Genomic DNA, 18753 nt, shown 5'->3' with positions numbered 1-18753 from the left:
AGGCTGGAATGGAACCTACAACGGGAGCCAACTCCCAACAAGCGACTACTGGTTTGCAGTAGAGTACAATGAGCCTATTACAGGCGACCGTAAAGAATTTAAAGCCCATTTTACTCTGAAAAGGTAATTATTAAACGAATTATATTTAAAAGGCTACGTCATTTCGACGTAGCCTTTTTTGATTTTAGAAAATAGAGATATTTCTATTTATATAGGATGTTAACTTTATTAGTTATCATAAGCACAGAACTATATGTAACTAATTTGATATTAGGAGTTCTATGGAATGATAATTATCTTCAAGTACGATTTGTGTAATCGAACTTATTTGACAGGCCCATATTTTCAATAATAATGTTAAACGATGTTTACCTTTTTGTGAAAAACTATGGTAGTTTTAAGATAGAGTAGTTGAATTTTTTAAAGGTCTTTTATGGCTACCAAAATAAAAAAAAAGCGCTAAACGTTAGTCAAGCACTTTTCCGTAGAGCAAATGTTTTATAAATTATAAATTAAAACCTAGTGATAGGGTAATATTAGAATTATTTGTATCTAATAGCGCCGCATCGGTCAAACCGACTGAGTATAATTGATTGCTGGTATTTCTTTGAGCTTGATCATAAGTTAAATCTAATTTTGTATTACCAAAATTATAACCGATACCAAGAGAGTAACCCGTTAAATCGCCATAAAAAGAGTCGTCAGCATACGGGCTTTCTTCTAGTCTATATCCGCCTCTAAGGCTAATTTGTTTTATTTTATATTCACCACCAACTCTATAAGTATTTGCTACTTTGAATACGTTATTCATGATATTATTTTGAGATGCAAAAAAGGGATCAGAGGTTGGTTTAAATTTTGTATTCGTATGATCTCTTCTGGAATAATCGAAACTTATCAAACCTTGATCTCCAAAAACATAAGCTAAACTTCCTGTGATTTTTCCCGGAGATAATAATCTGTAGCTCGGAAAGATATTAATTATGTTTGGATTGATAAAAGAAGAAAAGCTTCCGCTTCCATCATTTTGAACTGTTGAGATATTTTGAGACGTTTCTTCTGTAATTGTAAACCATGTGGGCGAGTTATAAGTTAAACCTGCTCTAAGCTCATTAGTAAGTTTTAAAATCGCTCCCAATTGAAATGAAAAACCATTACCAATAGTAAGTAAGTTATTTTCAAAACCAACATTTGTTACTAAAGACCCCTCATTTGAATTAGATTCATTTAAAAACGTATATCTTTCATAATTGATAAAATGTGTATTTAAATTTATTCCTAAATATAATTTGTCCTTATATTGAGTCGCGGCATTAAAACTAAATTTTCCATTGTAACCTCTAGCGACGTAGTCATACTGTTGATTGAATGTTCCTGGAGCTATGTTTGAGGTATAAATTGTATTTTCATCGGTATCACTTTCTGGTTCTAGGATAAATGATTCGTATCCTAAGAATGCTTGTTGATTTCCAAAACCATAAATAGAGCCTATTTCAGCATAAGCATCAGAAAGCGTTTCATTAGTGAATGCGGATATTTCATCTAGTCTACGTCCGTTTGCATAATCTAAAAAATAGTCATCAATAGAATTAGTATTACGTCCAGAAGCAAACCATTGATCATCATAATTAGCAGTTTTATCGTAAGCAACACTAAGAACAAATTTCTTCCAAGAAGAAGATTCATTTGTGTTTTGAAAAACAAAGGCTGCACCAGCTTGGTTTAAGTCTATTTTAGAGTCAGAAGACGAACTTCTACCATTAAAATAGGATATATCGTTATCAACATTTAAACTAGACAATGATAAAGACGCATGACTTTTAGTAAAAACGGCAGAGCCTGCAGGGTTTATACTTACAGCAGACATATCTCCACCTAAAGCTCCAAAAGCTCCACTTAGAGCTCTAAAACGAGCTGTACCTTGTATTTCATCTTGAGAATAGCGAAGCGCGTCTGATATGTCTTGAGCTATAATATTGGACACAGATAACACTCCTATAGCAAGTATAGTTAATTTTTTCATATTGAAATTTTGTAAAATTATAATTTAAATAAACCTAGATTATCCTCTACGTCCAGAGCCACCTCTACTTGACGATCCTGATGACCTACTAGAGCCACCGCCTGAACTTCTTGCAGAAGAAGATCTACTCGAACTACTTCTTGAACTTCTTGCAGAAGACGAATTGCTTCTATTATTGCTTCTTGGGCTTACAGAGCTATTAGATCTAGATGTTCTAGGTCTCACGGAGGAGTTTGAACTTCTTGGCCTTGTTGTTCTAGGTCTTACCGTTGAATTACTACTTCTAGGCCTTACTGTTGAATTAGTTCTTCTGTTTCTTATAGTAGAATTATTTCTAACAGATGATGATCTTCTAGAAACATTAGTTGAAGAATTACGTCTAGAGTAATTACCATTTCGATTTGCTAAATTAGAACCTCTTCTACCCGCGTTATACGCTATTCCGTTTCTCCCTCTATTAAAATTGTTATGCCATCCAAATCCATTACCATAGCCACCGTTCCATCCAAATCCATTACCAAAACCACTGTTCCAGCCCCAGTTATTGAATCCCCATCCAAAACCGTTACCAAAGCCACCATTCCAGCCCCAATTATTGAATCCCATTCCAAAGCCACCATTCCAGCCCCAATTGTTGAATCCCATTCCAAAGCCACCATTCCAGCCCCAATTATTGAATCCCATTCCAAAGCCGCCATTATTCCAACCATTGTCGTAATAATTTATAGTTACATTTTCATTAGCTTGTCCCCAACCAGCATAGCTAGTTTGGTCTTCAATTAAAGCGTTGTCATTATAATTACCTTCATAGGAGTCTATATCCGTAAATATGGCGTTAGGATCATTTGGTATTTCGCCGTATTGTAAAGATTTTTGAGTGAAGTAGTCTTTATAGACACTTTGACTCTCTGCAGGAATTGTTCTCGCCTCTTCATAAACAATAACTTCGTTGTCATTGTAAATACCATCACTGTCATAACCAACATATTGGTATGAACCACAAGAAGCTAACAAGAACGTAAAGCTTAGTGCAACAAAAAATGGAAATTTCGTCTGTATGTAATTACTTAATTGCATATCTATTGATTTTTATTGTTGAACATTACAAAAATAGTTAGTTTTGCTGAACTATTTATTTATTTAACATATGCGCAAATTTTGTGCCAAAACATTAAAAATGAGTAAAAACCTTACAAGTAGAGCTGAAGATTATTCTAAATGGTATAATGAATTGGTTGTGAAGGCTGATTTGGCGGAGAATTCTGCTGTTAGAGGGTGCATGGTCATTAAGCCCTATGGATACGCGATTTGGGAGAAAATGCAGGCCGAATTAGATCGCATGTTTAAAGAAACAGGTCACCAAAACGCCTATTTCCCCCTTTTTGTTCCTAAAAGTTTGTTTGAAGCTGAAGAGAAAAACGCTGAAGGTTTTGCAAAGGAATGTGCCGTTGTTACTCATTATAGGTTACAAAATGATCCGGATAATCCAGGGAAACTGAGGGTGGACCCGGAAGCAAAATTAGAGGAGGAGCTCGTCGTTAGGCCTACAAGTGAGGCTATTATATGGAGTACATACAAAGGATGGATTCAAAGCTATAGAGATTTACCAATCTTAATTAATCAATGGGCTAATGTGGTTAGATGGGAAATGAGAACACGTTTGTTTTTGCGTACAGCAGAATTTTTATGGCAAGAAGGTCATACAGCGCACGCCACAAAAGCAGAAGCGGTAGCAGAAGCCAAACAAATGAATGATGTTTATGCAGAGTTCGCTGAAAATTTTATGGCTATCCCAGTAATAAAGGGCGTGAAAACTGAAAGCGAACGTTTTGCGGGAGCTATAGACACTTATTGTATAGAAGCATTAATGCAAGACGGAAAAGCTCTACAAGCTGGAACATCGCACTTTTTAGGTCAAAATTTTGCTAAAGCTTTTGATGTTAAATTCACGAATAATGAAGGCAAACTAGATTACGTTTGGGCAACATCTTGGGGAGTTTCAACACGTCTAGTAGGAGCTTTGATTATGACACATAGTGATGATAAGGGATTAGTTTTACCTCCAAATTTAGCACCATTTCAAGTTGTTATTGTGCCAATATATAAAACAGATGAACAATTAGAAATAATTACAGAAAAAGCAAAGGGTATCATCAAAGAATTAAAGTCCCTTGGAATTTCATGTAAGCTTGATGCTAGAACAACGCACAGACCAGGAGCAAAGTTTGCTCAGCATGAATTACAAGGTGTGCCATTGCGAATTGCAATTGGACAAAGAGATATAGATAATGGAACTGTTGAGTTAGCAAGACGCGATACTTTAACTAAAGACGTTATAGGAATGACAGATCTTGTGTCTAAAGTAGAATTACTTTTGAAAACAATTCAAGATGAATTATTTAGTAAAGCTCTTAAATTTAGAGATACTCATACTACTGAAGTTGATGATTTTGAAACATTTAAAACTGTTTTAGAGACTAAGACAGGGTTTATTTCTGCACATTGGGATGGTACATCCGAAACTGAACAAAAAATAAAAGAGCTTACAAAAGCAACGATTAGATGTATTCCAATGGATGTTAAAAAAGAGGCTGGAAAGTGCGTATATACTGGGAACCCGTCAACAAATAGAGTGCTGTTTGCTAAGGCTTATTAATTTTTTTTTAAAAAAGTTTAATAAGGTCTTGCAACATTTAAAAATAGTTGTATTTTTGCATCCGCAATCAGTAATTGCTTGTTCATTTAAAAAGCACTTTAATTTATTAAAATGCGATTGAAACAAATACAATGGCCCGTTCGTCTATCGGCTAGGACGCATGGTTTTCATCCATGTAAGAGGGGTTCGACTCCCCTACGGGCTACAATTTTTTAACAAGAAAGAAAAAACAATGGCAAATCACAAGTCAGCATTAAAAAGAATAAGAAGTAACGAAGCTAAACGTTTACGTAACAGGTACCAACACAAAACAACACGTGGCGCTATCAAAAGGTTACGTGACATGGAAACAGCAAAAGACGCAAGCGATTACTTGCCTGCAGTTATTTCAATGATAGATAAATTAGCTAAGAATAATGTTATCCATGATAACAAAGCGGCTAATTTAAAATCAAGCTTAGCGAAGCATGTCGCGACTTTAAGTTAAGTATACTTAATTTTTACAATTGAAAGCTTCTCCATGTGAGAGGCTTTTTTTGTAATCTAAAATTTTGTGTATAAAATTAGCTAAGATGAGTATTAAAAGTTATTGTCAACAATAAGAAGAAAATTATTAAAAAGGTTCTGTACTTGATTTAAAAAAAGATAAATTTGTAGCTATAAAAATTAACTATTCATATAATCTTCACCTTTGGAAAATACACAAGCAATTAAATTAATCGATAAAATTCTTAAAAATCTTGATGAAACAGGAATTAATTCTGATGCATTAATCGACGATATCAAAGAATTAAGAGGCTACGCTATAGAGCAAAAAGCACCATTACTAGTAAAAGTATTGAGATATACATGTGAGCATATAGAAGAACACCAATCATTTCTTATTCCTATTCTTAGCGATGAGCCGTTGGATGAAGAAAATGATAGTGAACAAACAGAAGATGTTTCTCCTGTAGATAGTCTTAAGTATTTAATAGCACTTCCAAGAAATCTTAATAATAAAGGTAATCTTTCAGATTTAAAAGAATACAAAGAGCTTTTAATGGCTTACTAGTGATCTATCAAGCAAGCCACCATTAAAAGTAACGTGGTTATCTTATTGTCGTTCTATTAAGTTCGAACTAGATAAATTAAATCAGTTTGTATAAACACAAAAAAAAAGCCTTGACTTATTATGAGTTCAAGGCTTTTTTTTGGTTTAGTATTTTAAATAAGTTTATCCGTTCATAGAGACTAAAAACTCTTCGTTGTTTCTGGTTTGTTTAAATCTTTCGTTAATGAACTCCATAGCCTCTACAGGATTCATATCAGCAAGGTATTTACGCATCACCCACATTCTTTTGATCGTTGTTTCATCTAATAGGATATCATCACGACGTGTGCTTGAAGATGTTAAATCAATAGCTGGGAAAATACGACGATTAGAAATCTTGCGATCTAGTTGTAATTCCATATTACCAGTTCCTTTGAATTCTTCGAATATTACTTCATCCATCTTAGAACCTGTTTCAGTTAAGGCTGTAGCAATAATAGTAAGTGATCCACCATTTTCGATGTTACGTGCTGCTCCAAAGAAACGTTTTGGTTTGTGCAAAGCATTGGCGTCTACACCACCACTTAATATTTTACCCGATGCAGGTTGTACAGAGTTATAAGCTCTTGCTAGACGTGTTATTGAATCTAACAGAATTACCACATCATGGCCACATTCTACAAGACGTTTTGCTTTTTCTAAAACGATATTTGCAATTTTTACGTGCTCGTGAGCTTCTTTATCAAAAGTAGAAGCAATGACTTCACCACGCACATTACGCTGCATATCTGTGACTTCTTCTGGACGCTCATCAATTAATAAAATCATCTGATACACTTCAGGATGGTTAGCGGCGATTGCATTGGCAACATCCTTCAATAACATGGTTTTACCTGTTTTTGGTTGCGATACAATCATACCGCGTTGTCCTTTACCAATTGGTGCGAACAAATCCATTATACGCGTAGAGATCGTCGCTTGCTTTTCAGCAATATTAAATTTCTCTTGCGGGAATAATGGTGTTAAGTGTTCAAAAGCAACACGGTCTCTTACCACATTTGGACTTTGACCATTTATTTTATTGACTTTGATTAATGGAAAGTATTTTTCACCTTCTTTTGGAGGGCGAACATTTCCTAAAACGGTATCACCAACTTTTAATCCAAACAATCTAATTTGTGATTGAGAAACATATATATCGTCAGGAGATGATAAGTAGTTGTAATCAGATGAACGTAAAAAACCGTAACCATCTTGCATTACATCTAGAACACCTTCACTTTCTATGATAGCATCAAATTCAAAGTCTGGTTCTCTGTAACGATTTCTATTATCTTTGTTACCGTTATTTTTATGGACATTACCATCCTTTTGACGAGGGTTTGGTCGATTACCATCCTTTTGACGCGGATTAGGTTTGTTATCATCCTTTTGACGCGGATTCGGCTTATTCTCATCCTTTGAACGAGGATTCGGCTTATTTTCATCCTTTGGACGCGGATTAGGCTTATTCTCATCCTTTGGACGCGGATTAGGTTTATTGTCGTTAGGACTTTTAGAATGATTTTCGACATTTTGACTATTTTTTCTGGTATCCTTTTTTTGTTCGTCAGACTTTGGAGACTTTTCATCTTTATCGCTGTTAGGAGCTTTAGACGACTCATCTTTTTTCTTGTCATCCAATTCCATAGTTTGTTGCGTAGGATAAGGATTGTCATCTTTCTTTTTTTCAACACGTGCTCTTGGTTTGCGTTGTTGAGCAGGCTTCTTGTCTTCTGTGTTTTTATCAGGAGTACTCGCTGGAGCAGCGACTTCTTGTTTTACAGCATCTGGGTTGGCCGCTTGAAAATCTAAGATTTGGTAAACAAGATCTAATTTTTTTAACGTTCGGTATTTTGGTACGTTAAGTTTTTGAGCTATATCCTGAAGTTCAGGAAGCTTTTTTGCTTTTAATTCGGAAATTTCGAACATGTATGTTTCTACTAATTAAGTTTATTCTTTGAAATGGATTTATTTCTTACTTTTCTTTTTCTGAAAAAATATAATAATGTGAAAAATTTGAAAAAAATCTGAAGATTTAAACAACTGCTACTCTGAGTGTAGCATATTGTTATTGCAATAATACAATTTTATTTTTAAAATTTAATACTACTTTTAAAAAGAAACTATTAATTTTGTACCTCGTTAGAGAGAATTAAATATGATACAACGCATACAAACGATATACCTTTTATTATCTGCAGCAGTATCTGCGGGTTTGATATTTGTATTACACTTATGGACAAACAGCGAAGATCTTCCTGTTTTCGCAAAAGACGAATACTTGTATTTAGGTTTGTTTTTAGGTTCTGCTTTATTATCTTTAATTTCTATTTTTAGTTTTAAAAACAGGAAGTTTCAATTTGTATTGGGACGACTCAACATAATATTAAATTTTATTTTATTAGGATTTTTTGTGTATCAATTACTAATGCCACCTGGAGAGAGTCATATTTCAGAGAAAGGTGTTGGGATATTCATACCTATTTTATCTATCGTATTATTGGTCTTGGCCAATAAAGCCATAAAAAAGGATGAAGATCTCGTCAAATCTGTCGATCGATTGCGATAAAACCTATTATCTTAATTATTTTAGTGCGTAAACCCAGGGTGAAGACCTTGGGTTTTTTTTAGTTAAAACTAAATCTCAAAAACGCAGCACATTGGAGTTTACTGGTGGAACTAATCGCTTGGAATAAGGGGAGCTTCAGTTTTTATTGTCTTCAGAAATAAGAATTACATTATTAAATATCTACATGTACTCAAAATTTAATCTAGAAATTTCGTGAAAGTTCGTCTGTCAAAGAATAACTTTAAAAAATGGTGCAATTTATTTTTTCGCAGTATTGGCATTTAGCTTCTTACCCTATCAATTTGAGTCGTTATCTTTAGGATGGTCAATAAGTATTAGCTTTGGTGCATCAATTTTATCATATTTACCCATTATCAATAGTAAGTAAAAATTTCTTCGGAAATTTTAAAACTGTATTAATATCGCTTCGGAAACTCTATAACTTCAAGATTCTCTATTTTTGAACCATCAATGGTAAAACGTAGCATTGTTCTTACGTTATGAAATCCGTGTTTACCCGCGGCTCCTGGATTCATATGAATGAGATTATTGCGTTTATCTGGCATGACTTTTAAGATATGTGAATGGCCGCAAATAAAAATACGAGGTGGATTCTCTTTGATTAAGTCTCGAGTACGCATGTTATATTTTGGAGGATAACCTCCAATATGAGTGATCCAAACATCAACATCTTCGCACATAAATCTATTGTTTTCAGGGAATTCTAATCGCGCTTTAGCATCATCTATATTTCCATAAACACCTCTTAAAGGTTTTAGAGCTTTTATTTTATCGGTGACTTCCAAGTCTCCAATGTCTCCAGCATGCCAGACTTCATCAGCTTGTTTGACATATTTTAAAATGTCATTATCTATATAGCCGTGAGTATCAGAAAGTAATAAAACTTTTGTCATATTTATTGTCTATTAAAGGAGAAATCTTTCAAAATTAACATCTATAAATCTATTCTTAAGAAATTTCCGAAGAATTTATTTTAATTGTGTTAATGTCATATGATAACCATCAAAACTAATTATCTTTGGGTTTCACAAAAGTACCATTTCTATTGCGTTTTTTTATCGAATTATCATATAACGGGAAAGTATATCATGGTTGGCAAAATCAGCCAGATGCCATTTCTGTACAAGAAGTTTTAGAGAATACTTTGTCTACAATCTTAAAGCAGGATATAGCTGTGGTTGGAGCAGGAAGAACAGATACAGGAGTTCATGCTTCGCAGATGTTCGCTCATTTTGATTTCGATAAAAAATTATCAGAACAGATAGTTTTTAAATTGAATTCTTTTCTTCCAAAGGATATAGCGATTACAGCTATTTTTGAAGTTAAAGCCGATGCTCATGCACGATTTAATGCTTTAAGTAGAACGTATCATTATAAGATTTCAACGAGTAAAAATGTATTTAACTCAGATTTTGCTTATGCCTTACAGAAATCATTAGATGTAGAATTAATGAATACCGCTTGTGAAATCCTATTGCAGTATAAAGATTTTCAATGCTTTTCAAAAGTAAAAACAGATGTAAAAACGTATTATTGTAAATTAATAAAAGCCCAATGGGACGTTGTAAACGACGAATTAGTATTTACTATAAGAGCAGATCGTTTTTTAAGAAATATGGTTAGAGCCATCGTAGGTACACTCATTAATATAGGTTTAGGTAAGTTAGAATTAGAGAAATTACATGATATTTTAAAATCTAAAGATAGAGGTGAAGCGGGATTTTCTGTTCCAGCTCATGGATTGTATCTTGTAAACGTTGAATATCCAGAAAGTATAAAAAAAAGTAATTAACTAAATGGAAAACAAAAAGAATAAAGTCTTTGATTTGACCTTGTTTAAGAGATTGCTTCTATATATTAAACCGTATAGATCTGTATTTATTGTATCCTTGATTTGTGTGATTGGTCTTGCCGTTTTTGGCGCTTTGAGACCTCTGGTTTTGCAAATAGCTATTGACGATCACATCGCTTTAAAACAGTACGACGGGTTTCTATTTTACGTAATCTTGATGTTAGTGTTGTTAATCCTTGAGGTAGTTAGTCAACTGTTTTTTATCTATTATGCTAACTGGCTAGGGCAATCTATTGTTAAGGATATACGTGTTAAATTATATGATCATGTTCTTAGATTTAGAATGAAATACTATGACAGCTCGTCTGTTGGCGTTTTAATCACAAGAACGGTTACTGATATGGAGCGTATCGCAGCTATATTTGGTGAAGGTTTGTTCATGATATTTAGTGATCTTCTCAAAATGTTGGTTGTTGGTGGAATGATGTTCTATATGAATTGGAAATTAAGTCTCATTGCATTTATTACTATGCCAATAGTTTTGTTTGCGACTAAGATTTTTCAAAGGTACATGAAACGTGCTTTTGAGGAAGTGAGGAACGAGGTGTCTAATTTGAATTCTTTCGTTCAAGAACGCGTTACTGGGATGAAAATTCTACAATTATTTACAAGAGAAGATACCGAGTTTAAAAAGTTTAAAGCGATTAATGAGCGTCATAAAAAAGGTTGGTTAAAAACCGTTTGGTATAACTCTGTCTTTTTCCCAATTGCAGATCTGCTGTCATCAATAACTTTAGGAACTATTATTTGGGTTGGAGGATTGATGGTTGTAATTCAGGGAACTGCTACTGAAGGTAATTTATTCGCCTTCATCATGTATGTACCTATGTTGTTTAGGCCTTTAAACCAAATTGCAAATAAATTTAACACATTACAAATGGGAATGGTTGCTGCAGATCGTGTATTTAGAGTTCTCGATACAACCTCCCAAATCGATGATTCTGGTACTGCCATTGCCACTGAGTTTAATGGTGATATCTCGTTTAAGGATGTCCATTTTTCTTATGTAGAAGATGAAAAAGTACTTCAGGGCGTTTCATTAGAGGTCAAAGCTGGTCAAACTATCGCCATTGTCGGATCTACAGGTGCTGGAAAATCAACAATTATTAATCTATTGAATCGGTTTTATGACATTAAAGAAGGTACTATTGACATCGATGGTATCGATATCAAAAGTCTAACTTTAAAATCATTACGATCACAAATTGCAGTCGTATTGCAAGACGTATTTTTATTCGCTGATACAATCTTAAATAATATTACACTAAAGGATGCAGATATTTCCGAAGAAACAGTGATACAAGCCGCCAAAGATATTGGGATTCATGATTTTATTTCAAGCCTTCCCAACGGGTATCACTATAATGTAAAAGAACGCGGTGCGATGTTATCTTCTGGTCAACGACAATTGATTTCATTTTTAAGAGCTTATGTGACCAATCCAAGTATTTTGGTGTTGGATGAAGCAACATCTTCTGTAGACTCCTATTCTGAGCAGCTGATACAAGACGCAACCGATAAGATCACAAAAGGACGAACCTCTATCGTTATTGCACATCGTTTAGCAACTATCCAACAAGCAGATCAAATTATTGTTATGGATGCTGGTAAAATTGTTGAAAAAGGAACTCATGATGAACTTCTAAAATTTGAGAATGGGTATTATAGAAACTTATATGAGGTTCAGTTTTTGAAGGCTGAGGCTAGTTAGTTTTGCATTATGTTAAATGTAGTGAAATTCTTATTTTTATCTTGTTTATATTTATGTTTGAGTAATATTAATATTAAACCATAAATTTTATGAAAAAATTATTTTTATTACCAATGCTTTGTTTGTTATTTCTAGGGATGTCTAGTTTTAGTTCTTCGCAAATTTTAGTTGAAGATAATGAGCCTTATAGAGTTACACTAACTTTTACTGATGCAGAAACCGGTGAAACTTCTCAAGTTAGTTATATTTCTTACAGTCGTACATCGGCGGCAGATTGTGATGCAGGAGGACAAGCATTAGCAAATGGGAATTTTATGCAATCTATAGATTTTACAGTAGTTCCTACAATTTTTGATTTGTAAAATGAATTACTTTATATACATAGCTTTTATAAGTCATTTCTTTGTTTACAGTCAAAATAATGACTCTATACCTTTGTTTGAATACGAAGTTAATTATAGTTTGGGTAAGGCTTTGGTGAAAAAAGGCTATGTTTTCGAATTAGACGGTAATATTTATTATAATACATCGAAAACAGAGTTTTTGGAAAATATGGAAAGGCTTACTTTTAGCGAACAAACGGGAGTACCGAACATTAATATAATATCAGCTGGTAACGGTATCGAAAATAGTGTAAGTCTTTTAAAAGAGAATATTCATATTGATACTTATTCAGTGGGTAATGAAGTAATTCGAACAGATGAAGTTTTACAAAAACTGCAGTGGGTTTCTACTGGTGAAAAGCGTGTGGTTAATGGTAGAGATTGTGTAAAGATGATGTCAAAATTTAGAGGAAGAGTTTATTTGGCTTACGTGGATTTGACGGTTCCTGTAAATTTCGGTCCTTGGAAATTTAATAACTTTCCTGGATTACCAGTTTTAATTTATGATATCGAAAATAAATTGAAGTGGACGTTGACAGGAATTAATAAAGAAAGTAGAAGTGATTTTTTTGATTTTATACAAAAACAGAAATTTTATTTAAATTCTTTAAGAAAAGTGACATTAAGAGAGTATGTTAAAATATATGATGAAACAGACAATGGTCGTTCAACAATTGTATCAAAATTACCCAGAGATTACAAACAAGTTCCAGGTCAAAAAAAGAAAAAAAGAGGAGGATTAGAGTTAATATTTGAATGGGAAACAGAAGATTAATAAATAATAATTTTCAGATAAATTTAATAATTGCTTGTTACGTTATGTTAACAAGCAATTTTTTATTTGCTCAATTTGAGATTAGTGGCACAGTTAAGGATTCACTAAATGCACCAATAGATGGTGTTAATATTTTAGTGTTTAAAAATGATTCATTAAAAACCTATACATTTAGTAATAATGGGTTTTACAAAATAAGTGATTTACCAAGTGGGACCTATAAATTAGAAGTTTCTTCAATGGTCTATGAAAAAACTTCAAAATTTGTAGTACTATTCAAAGACAAAATTATTGATTTTCAATTAAAAGATAAATTAAATAGTATTGATGAGATTGTTATTGATGTTGAAAGAGATATTGAAGTTAGAGGGGATACTATAATTTTTAAAGCAGATGCCTTTAATAAGAAAAAAAATACTGTTGTAGAGGATCTCTTGAGAAGTATTCCTGGAATAACTATTGAGTTGAATGGTACATTAAAATTTCAAGGTCAACTCATTACCAATGTAAAGATTGATAATGATGATTTATTTGAAGGTGGTTACTCGGTATTGACTAAAAACTTAAATGCAGAAGTAGTAGATAAAATTGAAGTACTGCAAAATTACAGTAGAAATCCTTTATTGAAAAATATCAGAGACACTCAAGATATTGCTATTAATTTGACTTTAAAAGAAGACAGAAAAGCCAATTTATTTGGTAAGGTAGAAATTGGATATGCCGAGAGCGACCGTTATGATTTTAATAATAATCTAATCTCTTTGTTGAAAAAGAGTAAACATTATGTGTTGACAGATTTTAATACTATTGGTGATGATGTTGTTTCAGATATTAACGAGATTTTAAGTAGTAAAAATGACGATCAAAGTTTTAATTTAGGTAGAAAAGAAAGGAATTATACCTTAACAGCACTTAATACGGTGAGACCAGTTTTTGATAATAGGTTTGTAAATGTCAATGACTCTAAGTTTGCTAATATAAATTCTATATTTAACGTCTCTAATAATTTGAAAATAAAAACATTAGGTATTTTATTCTCTGATGACAAAACGTTTTTAAGTCAGAATATTACCAATTTTATTACTGAGGATCCATTTACATTAATTGAAGATTTTAATACGAGAACTGATGATAGACTTGGTTTGGGTAAACTAAGTGTGGAATGGGATCTTAGTAAAAATGAGCGTATTGAATATCAAGGCTCATATTATGAACTACGGTCAAATGGTTTGTCGGATGTCGTTCAAAACCAAGTGGATATTAATGAAGATTTAGGTTCAACTACCAATAGGCATAATCATTTTATTCATTATACGTCGCGTTTACAAGATAGCTCTGCACTAGTCGTTTCTGCAAGGTATATTAACGAGGCTAAACCTTTAGAATACATTGTAAAACCTTATTTATACGGTGATTTCTTCTATCCTGAGAATGAATCACAAACGTTTGAACAATCTCTTTCTAATATTGATTCTAAAATGAATCTTAAAACAATACAACTTGGTTATTTGTCCAATAGTCCAAACTTTAATTACGAAGGTTATTTAGGATTTAAAAATAGAAATGATGCTATTAATTCTAATTTGAGTTTTAGTGATAACGTGACTGTTTTTGCTGCGAATGACGACTTTCAAAATGATTTTGACTTAAGTACAAACCTATTCTACCTGGATAATAGATTTAGGCTTTCCATTGGTAAAGTGGATATTTTTTCAAACCTTAATTTTAATTATAATAATTTAAATATTAGAAATAGTGAAGCCATTTCTAGTTCTAGTTATTTTTTTTTAAATACTAGTTTAAATTTAAAGTATCAACCCAATAAAAAGCATGAATTGATTACTGGATTTGAAACTAATGGTAATGTTACAGACGCCCGAAATACCTTTAATAATTTTGTGCAATTTAATTATAGAACATTTTTTAGAGGTTTGGATGACAGTAGTTTATTACGTAATAATGTAATGTATTTGAATTATAGATTTGGTAATTGGGCAGATAAATTCTCTGCTAACTTAAATCTTAGATATACTCAAAACAAAAATTTTATATCGTCTAATTCGTCGATTTCTTTAGATTTTAATACGACAGAGCAAATAGTTTTGGATGATAGTGATAATTATTTTATTGGTCTTAATTTAGATCGATATATAAATTTCATATCCTCCAATTTTAAATTAAAAACGTCCTACAGTCAATCTAATTATAGGGATATTATTAATAATTTTGATAGACGTATTAGTTCCGAAAATCTAAATTATGGCTTTGAAATGAGGTCTGCATTTAATGGTAGATTTAATTTTACTTTAGGTACAGAATGGACCAAGATTAAATTTGATATCAATGGGTCTTCCGCAGAAAATATTAATAATAAATCTTTTATAGATCTAAATTTTTCAGTGTTTGAAAATTTAGATCTCTCTATAGTCAATGAGCGTTATGCATTTGGTAATTTACCTAGGAATAATAGATCTTTTTATTTTACTAATATTGAAGCTCAATATAGATTTAAAGATAGTAAGTTTTCTTCGTTTTTAAGAATCAATAATCTTTATAACAATAGATCTTTTGATATGTTTTCACTAACCGATATTACCATATTTACCTCTAGGACACCATTGATTAACCGATATTTTATGTTTGGATTGAATTATCGATTTTGATTATTTCAGTTTTAAAAGGCTAAGGCTAGTTAATAATTACGACTGCAACTTCTTTAGCTGCTTTTTGTGCTTCCATTATTTCTTGAAAATCTCCATTAATGAACATTATAATAGCTGCAATTATTCCACCAATAAAAAGACAAACTCCTAAGATTACAAAGAATAATAAAAGTCTAGCTATCATTGAGCCAATATTTAACTCATATAGACGTTTCAGAACGAATGCATTATAAATAATCATCAATGGAAGCATAACCAAACTTATGACACCATGAGTAATACCGCACATGGCTAAAATTATAGTTGAAAAGGCACTCAATATAGATATTTGAGCTTGGGTGAACATGAAAATAACTAGCAACTCTGTGTAATTAAATTTCTTAAGTCCTAAAAATGTAATTCGAGCTATTAGTGCGTAAATAGGAATATAGAACATCATAAATAGAGATTGATATTCTTGAACAAAGCTCATGTTTTTTTGCTGAAACTCTTCTTGACCAGGTGCGGTTAAGATAGAAAAGTCCATTGATTCGGGATAAAATTTTGAGACTATAATGAGATAAAGTCCGCTCATTGTAATAGCAAGTCCAAAATAACTAATTGGATTAACATAACGTTTTCTAACCCCGTCAATATATCCTCCTATAACGGTTTCCGGTTTTTTAAATAAATCAACTAACGTTCTTAATAATTTATTGTCATAATTAAAAAACGTTTCGCTAATATGTTCAAAAATATTTCTAAAAGTTAAACGGTTTCTAATGACTTTTCCACCGCATTCATTGCAGAAATCGCTGTTTTTTGGTAGTTGGTTTTTACAATTTTTACACTCCATTTATATCAAGTCTTTATAAAGAAGCGCAGTCAGGTCTTGTATGGTTTCAAACATCACAAACTCTCCATTTTTTAGATAAGAAATTTGTCCGGTTTCTTCGCTAACGACGAGAACCACTGCATCTGTTTTTTCTGTAATGCCAACAGCAGCACGATGACGTAATCCAAAACGTTGCGGAATATTCTGCTCGTTACTAACAGGCAGAATTACACGTGTCGCCTTCACTACATTATTCTCAATTATAACGGCACCATCATGCAGCGGACTATTCTTAAAAAAGATACTTTCAATAATAGGCTGCGTGACTTTAATATTCATGGCATCACCAGTACTGGTCAAAAAATCTAGGTTATTATTGCGTTCTAATACAATAAGGGCTCCAGTTTTAGATTGTCCCATTCTCTCACAAGCGTTTACAAGTGCATTGATATCGGTTTCTGTTTCAACTTCAGTTTTTAAGAATTTCATTTTCTTGAAAAACTTACTGCTACCACTTAAATTAGTAGAACCAACCATGAGGAGAAACTTTCGTATTTCGGGTTGAAAAACAACTATAAGAGCAATAATTCCCACTTTAATAAATCCGTCAAAGATGCGATGGAGCATAAACATGTCAAGGAAGTCTGTCACTCTCCAGACCAAATAAATAATAATAATCCCAATAAAAATATTGACAGCAACAGTACCTTTGACTAGTTTATAGACATAGTAGAGTAGAATAGCGACGAGAAAAACGTCGATAAAGTCTATAATCCCAAAATCCCAAAATTTGAATTTATCCAAGTTGAAAGCTGTTTAGCGTAAATGTAATAATTTAAGATTAATATATAAAGGACTCATTAACATCGATAGTGATGTAATCAATTTTTAATCGAGATAACTCACATTTAATGGATATATAGTCTTGAAAAGAGAGTGAACTTTGAAATCCTAAATAAATAGTTCTTTGAATTTTTTTCTTCTTATACGTTTTTTCAATGTCTGTAACTAAATCTTTGATGTTTGTTTCAACTACCTCGTTATCGGATGTTACTAAACTAATCTCATTTAAACTAAAAATCACCATATGGTTATCATCAGTTTCAATGCCTGTTAAATCTCTAGATAAATATTCTTCATCAATAAAATAAACAACATCCGTAAACTCCAAAAACCCTAAATTTTTAATACTCGTATCGTTACAAGTAAAGTAATTCTTAGCATCTTCATTTTTATGCAACTCCGCATTTCGCTTTTTCTCTTGCAAGAATTTAATTTTTGGTATTGCTTGTCCTAATGTCAATCGTTTATCAACATTAACCAACCAATTGGTTGTAATAATCAAGTTTTTCCGGTTGAGTTCTACGCTATCTTCTTTCGTTTCATCATAAAATAAATAGGCATGAGACACATCGTTAATTTCGGTGATTTTTGCAGTTTCAATTTCTGGAAGTTGTAAAATACGCTCATTTCCACAGGAAAGCAGCACGATAGAAATCAATAGTAGATACAGGTGTTTCATTTAATGCAGTTGTTGGGTTAGTGTAATACATTCCAGAGCTTCCTTAACATCGTGAACTCTCAAAATATTAGCGCCTTTTTGTAAGGCAATGGTATTGAGAATTGTGGTTCCGTTAAGCGCATCTTCCGAAGAACTATTTAAAGTCTTATAGATCATTGACTTTCTAGATAACCCAGCAAGAATGGGTAAGTCGGTCATTTTTAATAACTCAAATTTATTAAGTAACTCGTAATTCTGCTCTAAAGTTTTTGCAAATCCAAAGCCTGGATCAATAATTAAATCAACAATGCCTAGTGCTCTAGCTTTTGCAATTCGCTCAGAAAAATAAAAGAGAATATCGGTAACCAAATCTTCATAATTGGTGAGGCTTTTCATCGTTTTAGGATTACCTCTCATATGCATCATAATGTAAGGTACGTTCAAATTGGCAATCGTTTTAAGCATCTCTTCATCCAAATGTCCTGCAGAAATATCATTTACCAGACAGGCTCCAGCCTTAATAGCTTGCTGTGCGACTTGACTTCTAAAAGTATCTACGGAAATGAGCGTATCTGGACACTCGTTAAGAATCATTTCAATTATTGGGATCACACGTTGCAACTCTTCGTCTACCGAAACATCGTCTGCATCAGGTCTAGAACTATAACCACCAACATCTATAAATGTTGCACCTTGCGATGTCATCGTTT

At 32.6% G+C, this 18753-nt stretch carries 18 protein-coding genes and 1 tRNA gene; 11 read left to right on the top strand and 8 right to left on the bottom strand.

From position 1 onward, the window contains the following. Positions 1–127 (top strand): T9SS type B sorting domain-containing protein (locus tag ACJAZK_RS12625; protein ID WP_415222100.1); only part of this gene is annotated, 127 nt, incomplete at its 5' end. Between the two features lie 378 nt (positions 128–505). Here the strand turns inward: ACJAZK_RS12625 and ACJAZK_RS12620 are convergent. Together ACJAZK_RS12620 and ACJAZK_RS12615 are read right to left on the bottom strand one after the other, a co-directional pair. Continuing rightward, positions 506–2023, bottom strand: coding sequence for an OmpP1/FadL family transporter (locus ACJAZK_RS12620; RefSeq protein ID WP_415224312.1), 1518 nt, complete (start codon positions 2021–2023; stop codon positions 506–508). A 39-nt stretch (positions 2024–2062) separates the two neighbouring features. Continuing rightward, positions 2063–3100: a hypothetical protein gene (locus ACJAZK_RS12615; protein ID WP_415224311.1), complete on the bottom strand. Its 1038-nt coding sequence runs from the start codon at positions 3098–3100 to the stop codon at positions 2063–2065. Positions 3101–3200: 100 nt separating this feature from the next. Between ACJAZK_RS12615 and proS the strand changes: the two genes are divergently transcribed. From proS to ACJAZK_RS12595, 4 genes are all read left to right on the top strand, one after another. Beyond that, positions 3201–4679, top strand: a complete 1479-nt coding sequence (gene proS, locus ACJAZK_RS12610; protein WP_415224310.1) for a proline--tRNA ligase — start codon at positions 3201–3203, stop codon at positions 4677–4679. A 133-nt stretch (positions 4680–4812) separates the two neighbouring features. Further along, positions 4813–4884 (top strand) — tRNA-Glu (locus ACJAZK_RS12605). A gap of 27 nt (positions 4885–4911) precedes the next feature. Continuing rightward, positions 4912–5166 (top strand): 30S ribosomal protein S20, encoded by a 255-nt coding sequence (rpsT, locus tag ACJAZK_RS12600; RefSeq protein ID WP_415224309.1) that lies wholly within the window; start codon positions 4912–4914, stop codon positions 5164–5166. Positions 5167–5370: 204 nt separating this feature from the next. Beyond that, positions 5371–5733 carry a hypothetical protein gene (locus tag ACJAZK_RS12595; protein ID WP_415224308.1) on the top strand — a complete coding sequence of 121 codons (363 nt, stop codon included), beginning with the start codon at positions 5371–5373 and terminating at the stop codon, positions 5731–5733. 162 nt (positions 5734–5895) lie between these two features. On the opposite strand, the gene rho is transcribed toward ACJAZK_RS12595, so the two are convergent. Further along, positions 5896–7683, bottom strand: a complete 1788-nt coding sequence (gene rho / locus ACJAZK_RS12590) for a transcription termination factor Rho (RefSeq protein WP_415224307.1) — start codon at positions 7681–7683, stop codon at positions 5896–5898. 229 nt (positions 7684–7912) lie between these two features. Between rho and ACJAZK_RS12585 the strand changes: the two genes are divergently transcribed. Next, positions 7913–8323 carry a DUF4293 domain-containing protein gene (locus ACJAZK_RS12585; protein WP_415224306.1) on the top strand — a complete coding sequence of 137 codons (411 nt, stop codon included), beginning with the start codon at positions 7913–7915 and terminating at the stop codon, positions 8321–8323. A gap of 416 nt (positions 8324–8739) precedes the next feature. Here the strand turns inward: ACJAZK_RS12585 and ACJAZK_RS12580 are convergent, their stop codons facing one another. Then, positions 8740–9237, bottom strand: coding sequence for a metallophosphoesterase family protein (locus tag ACJAZK_RS12580; RefSeq protein ID WP_415224305.1), 498 nt, complete (start codon positions 9235–9237; stop codon positions 8740–8742). Positions 9238–9389: 152 nt separating this feature from the next. Here ACJAZK_RS12580 and truA point away from each other — a divergent pair, with 152 nt between their 5' ends. From truA to ACJAZK_RS12555, 5 genes are all read left to right on the top strand, one after another. After that, positions 9390–10136: a tRNA pseudouridine(38-40) synthase TruA gene (gene truA, locus ACJAZK_RS12575; protein ID WP_415224313.1), complete on the top strand. Its 747-nt coding sequence runs from the start codon at positions 9390–9392 to the stop codon at positions 10134–10136. 4 nt (positions 10137–10140) lie between these two features. Next, the gene (locus ACJAZK_RS12570; protein ID WP_415224304.1) at positions 10141–11907 is read left to right on the top strand and encodes an ABC transporter ATP-binding protein; all 1767 of its coding nucleotides are present in this window, start codon (positions 10141–10143) and stop codon (positions 11905–11907) included. 89 nt (positions 11908–11996) lie between these two features. Continuing rightward, positions 11997–12269, top strand: a complete 273-nt coding sequence (locus tag ACJAZK_RS12565) for a hypothetical protein (protein ID WP_415224303.1) — start codon at positions 11997–11999, stop codon at positions 12267–12269. A gap of 1 nt (position 12270) precedes the next feature. Further along, entirely contained in the window at positions 12271–13065 is a 795-nt protein-coding gene (locus ACJAZK_RS12560; RefSeq protein WP_415224302.1) for a GLPGLI family protein, read from the top strand. Between the two features lie 44 nt (positions 13066–13109). After that, positions 13110–15728 (top strand): carboxypeptidase-like regulatory domain-containing protein, encoded by a 2619-nt coding sequence (locus tag ACJAZK_RS12555; protein WP_415224301.1) that lies wholly within the window; start codon positions 13110–13112, stop codon positions 15726–15728. 25 nt (positions 15729–15753) lie between these two features. On the opposite strand, the gene ACJAZK_RS12550 is transcribed toward ACJAZK_RS12555, so the two are convergent. From ACJAZK_RS12550 to folP, 4 genes are all read right to left on the bottom strand, one after another. Beyond that, positions 15754–16563 carry a DUF3667 domain-containing protein gene (locus ACJAZK_RS12550; protein ID WP_415224300.1) on the bottom strand — a complete coding sequence of 270 codons (810 nt, stop codon included), beginning with the start codon at positions 16561–16563 and terminating at the stop codon, positions 15754–15756. Next, entirely contained in the window at positions 16564–17346 is a 783-nt protein-coding gene (gene cdaA / locus ACJAZK_RS12545) for a diadenylate cyclase CdaA (RefSeq protein WP_415224299.1), read from the bottom strand. It abuts the gene before it with no gap. A gap of 37 nt (positions 17347–17383) precedes the next feature. After that, positions 17384–18064, bottom strand: a complete 681-nt coding sequence (locus ACJAZK_RS12540) for a hypothetical protein (RefSeq protein ID WP_415224298.1) — start codon at positions 18062–18064, stop codon at positions 17384–17386. Further along, positions 18065–18753: dihydropteroate synthase (folP, locus tag ACJAZK_RS12535; RefSeq protein WP_415224297.1), on the bottom strand; the 689-nt coding region annotated here is incomplete at its 5' end.

This window comes from Psychroserpens sp. (assembly GCF_047633235.1).
Classification (GTDB): domain Bacteria; phylum Bacteroidota; class Bacteroidia; order Flavobacteriales; family Flavobacteriaceae; genus Psychroserpens.
This window is presented reverse-complemented; position numbering and strand designations above follow the sequence as displayed.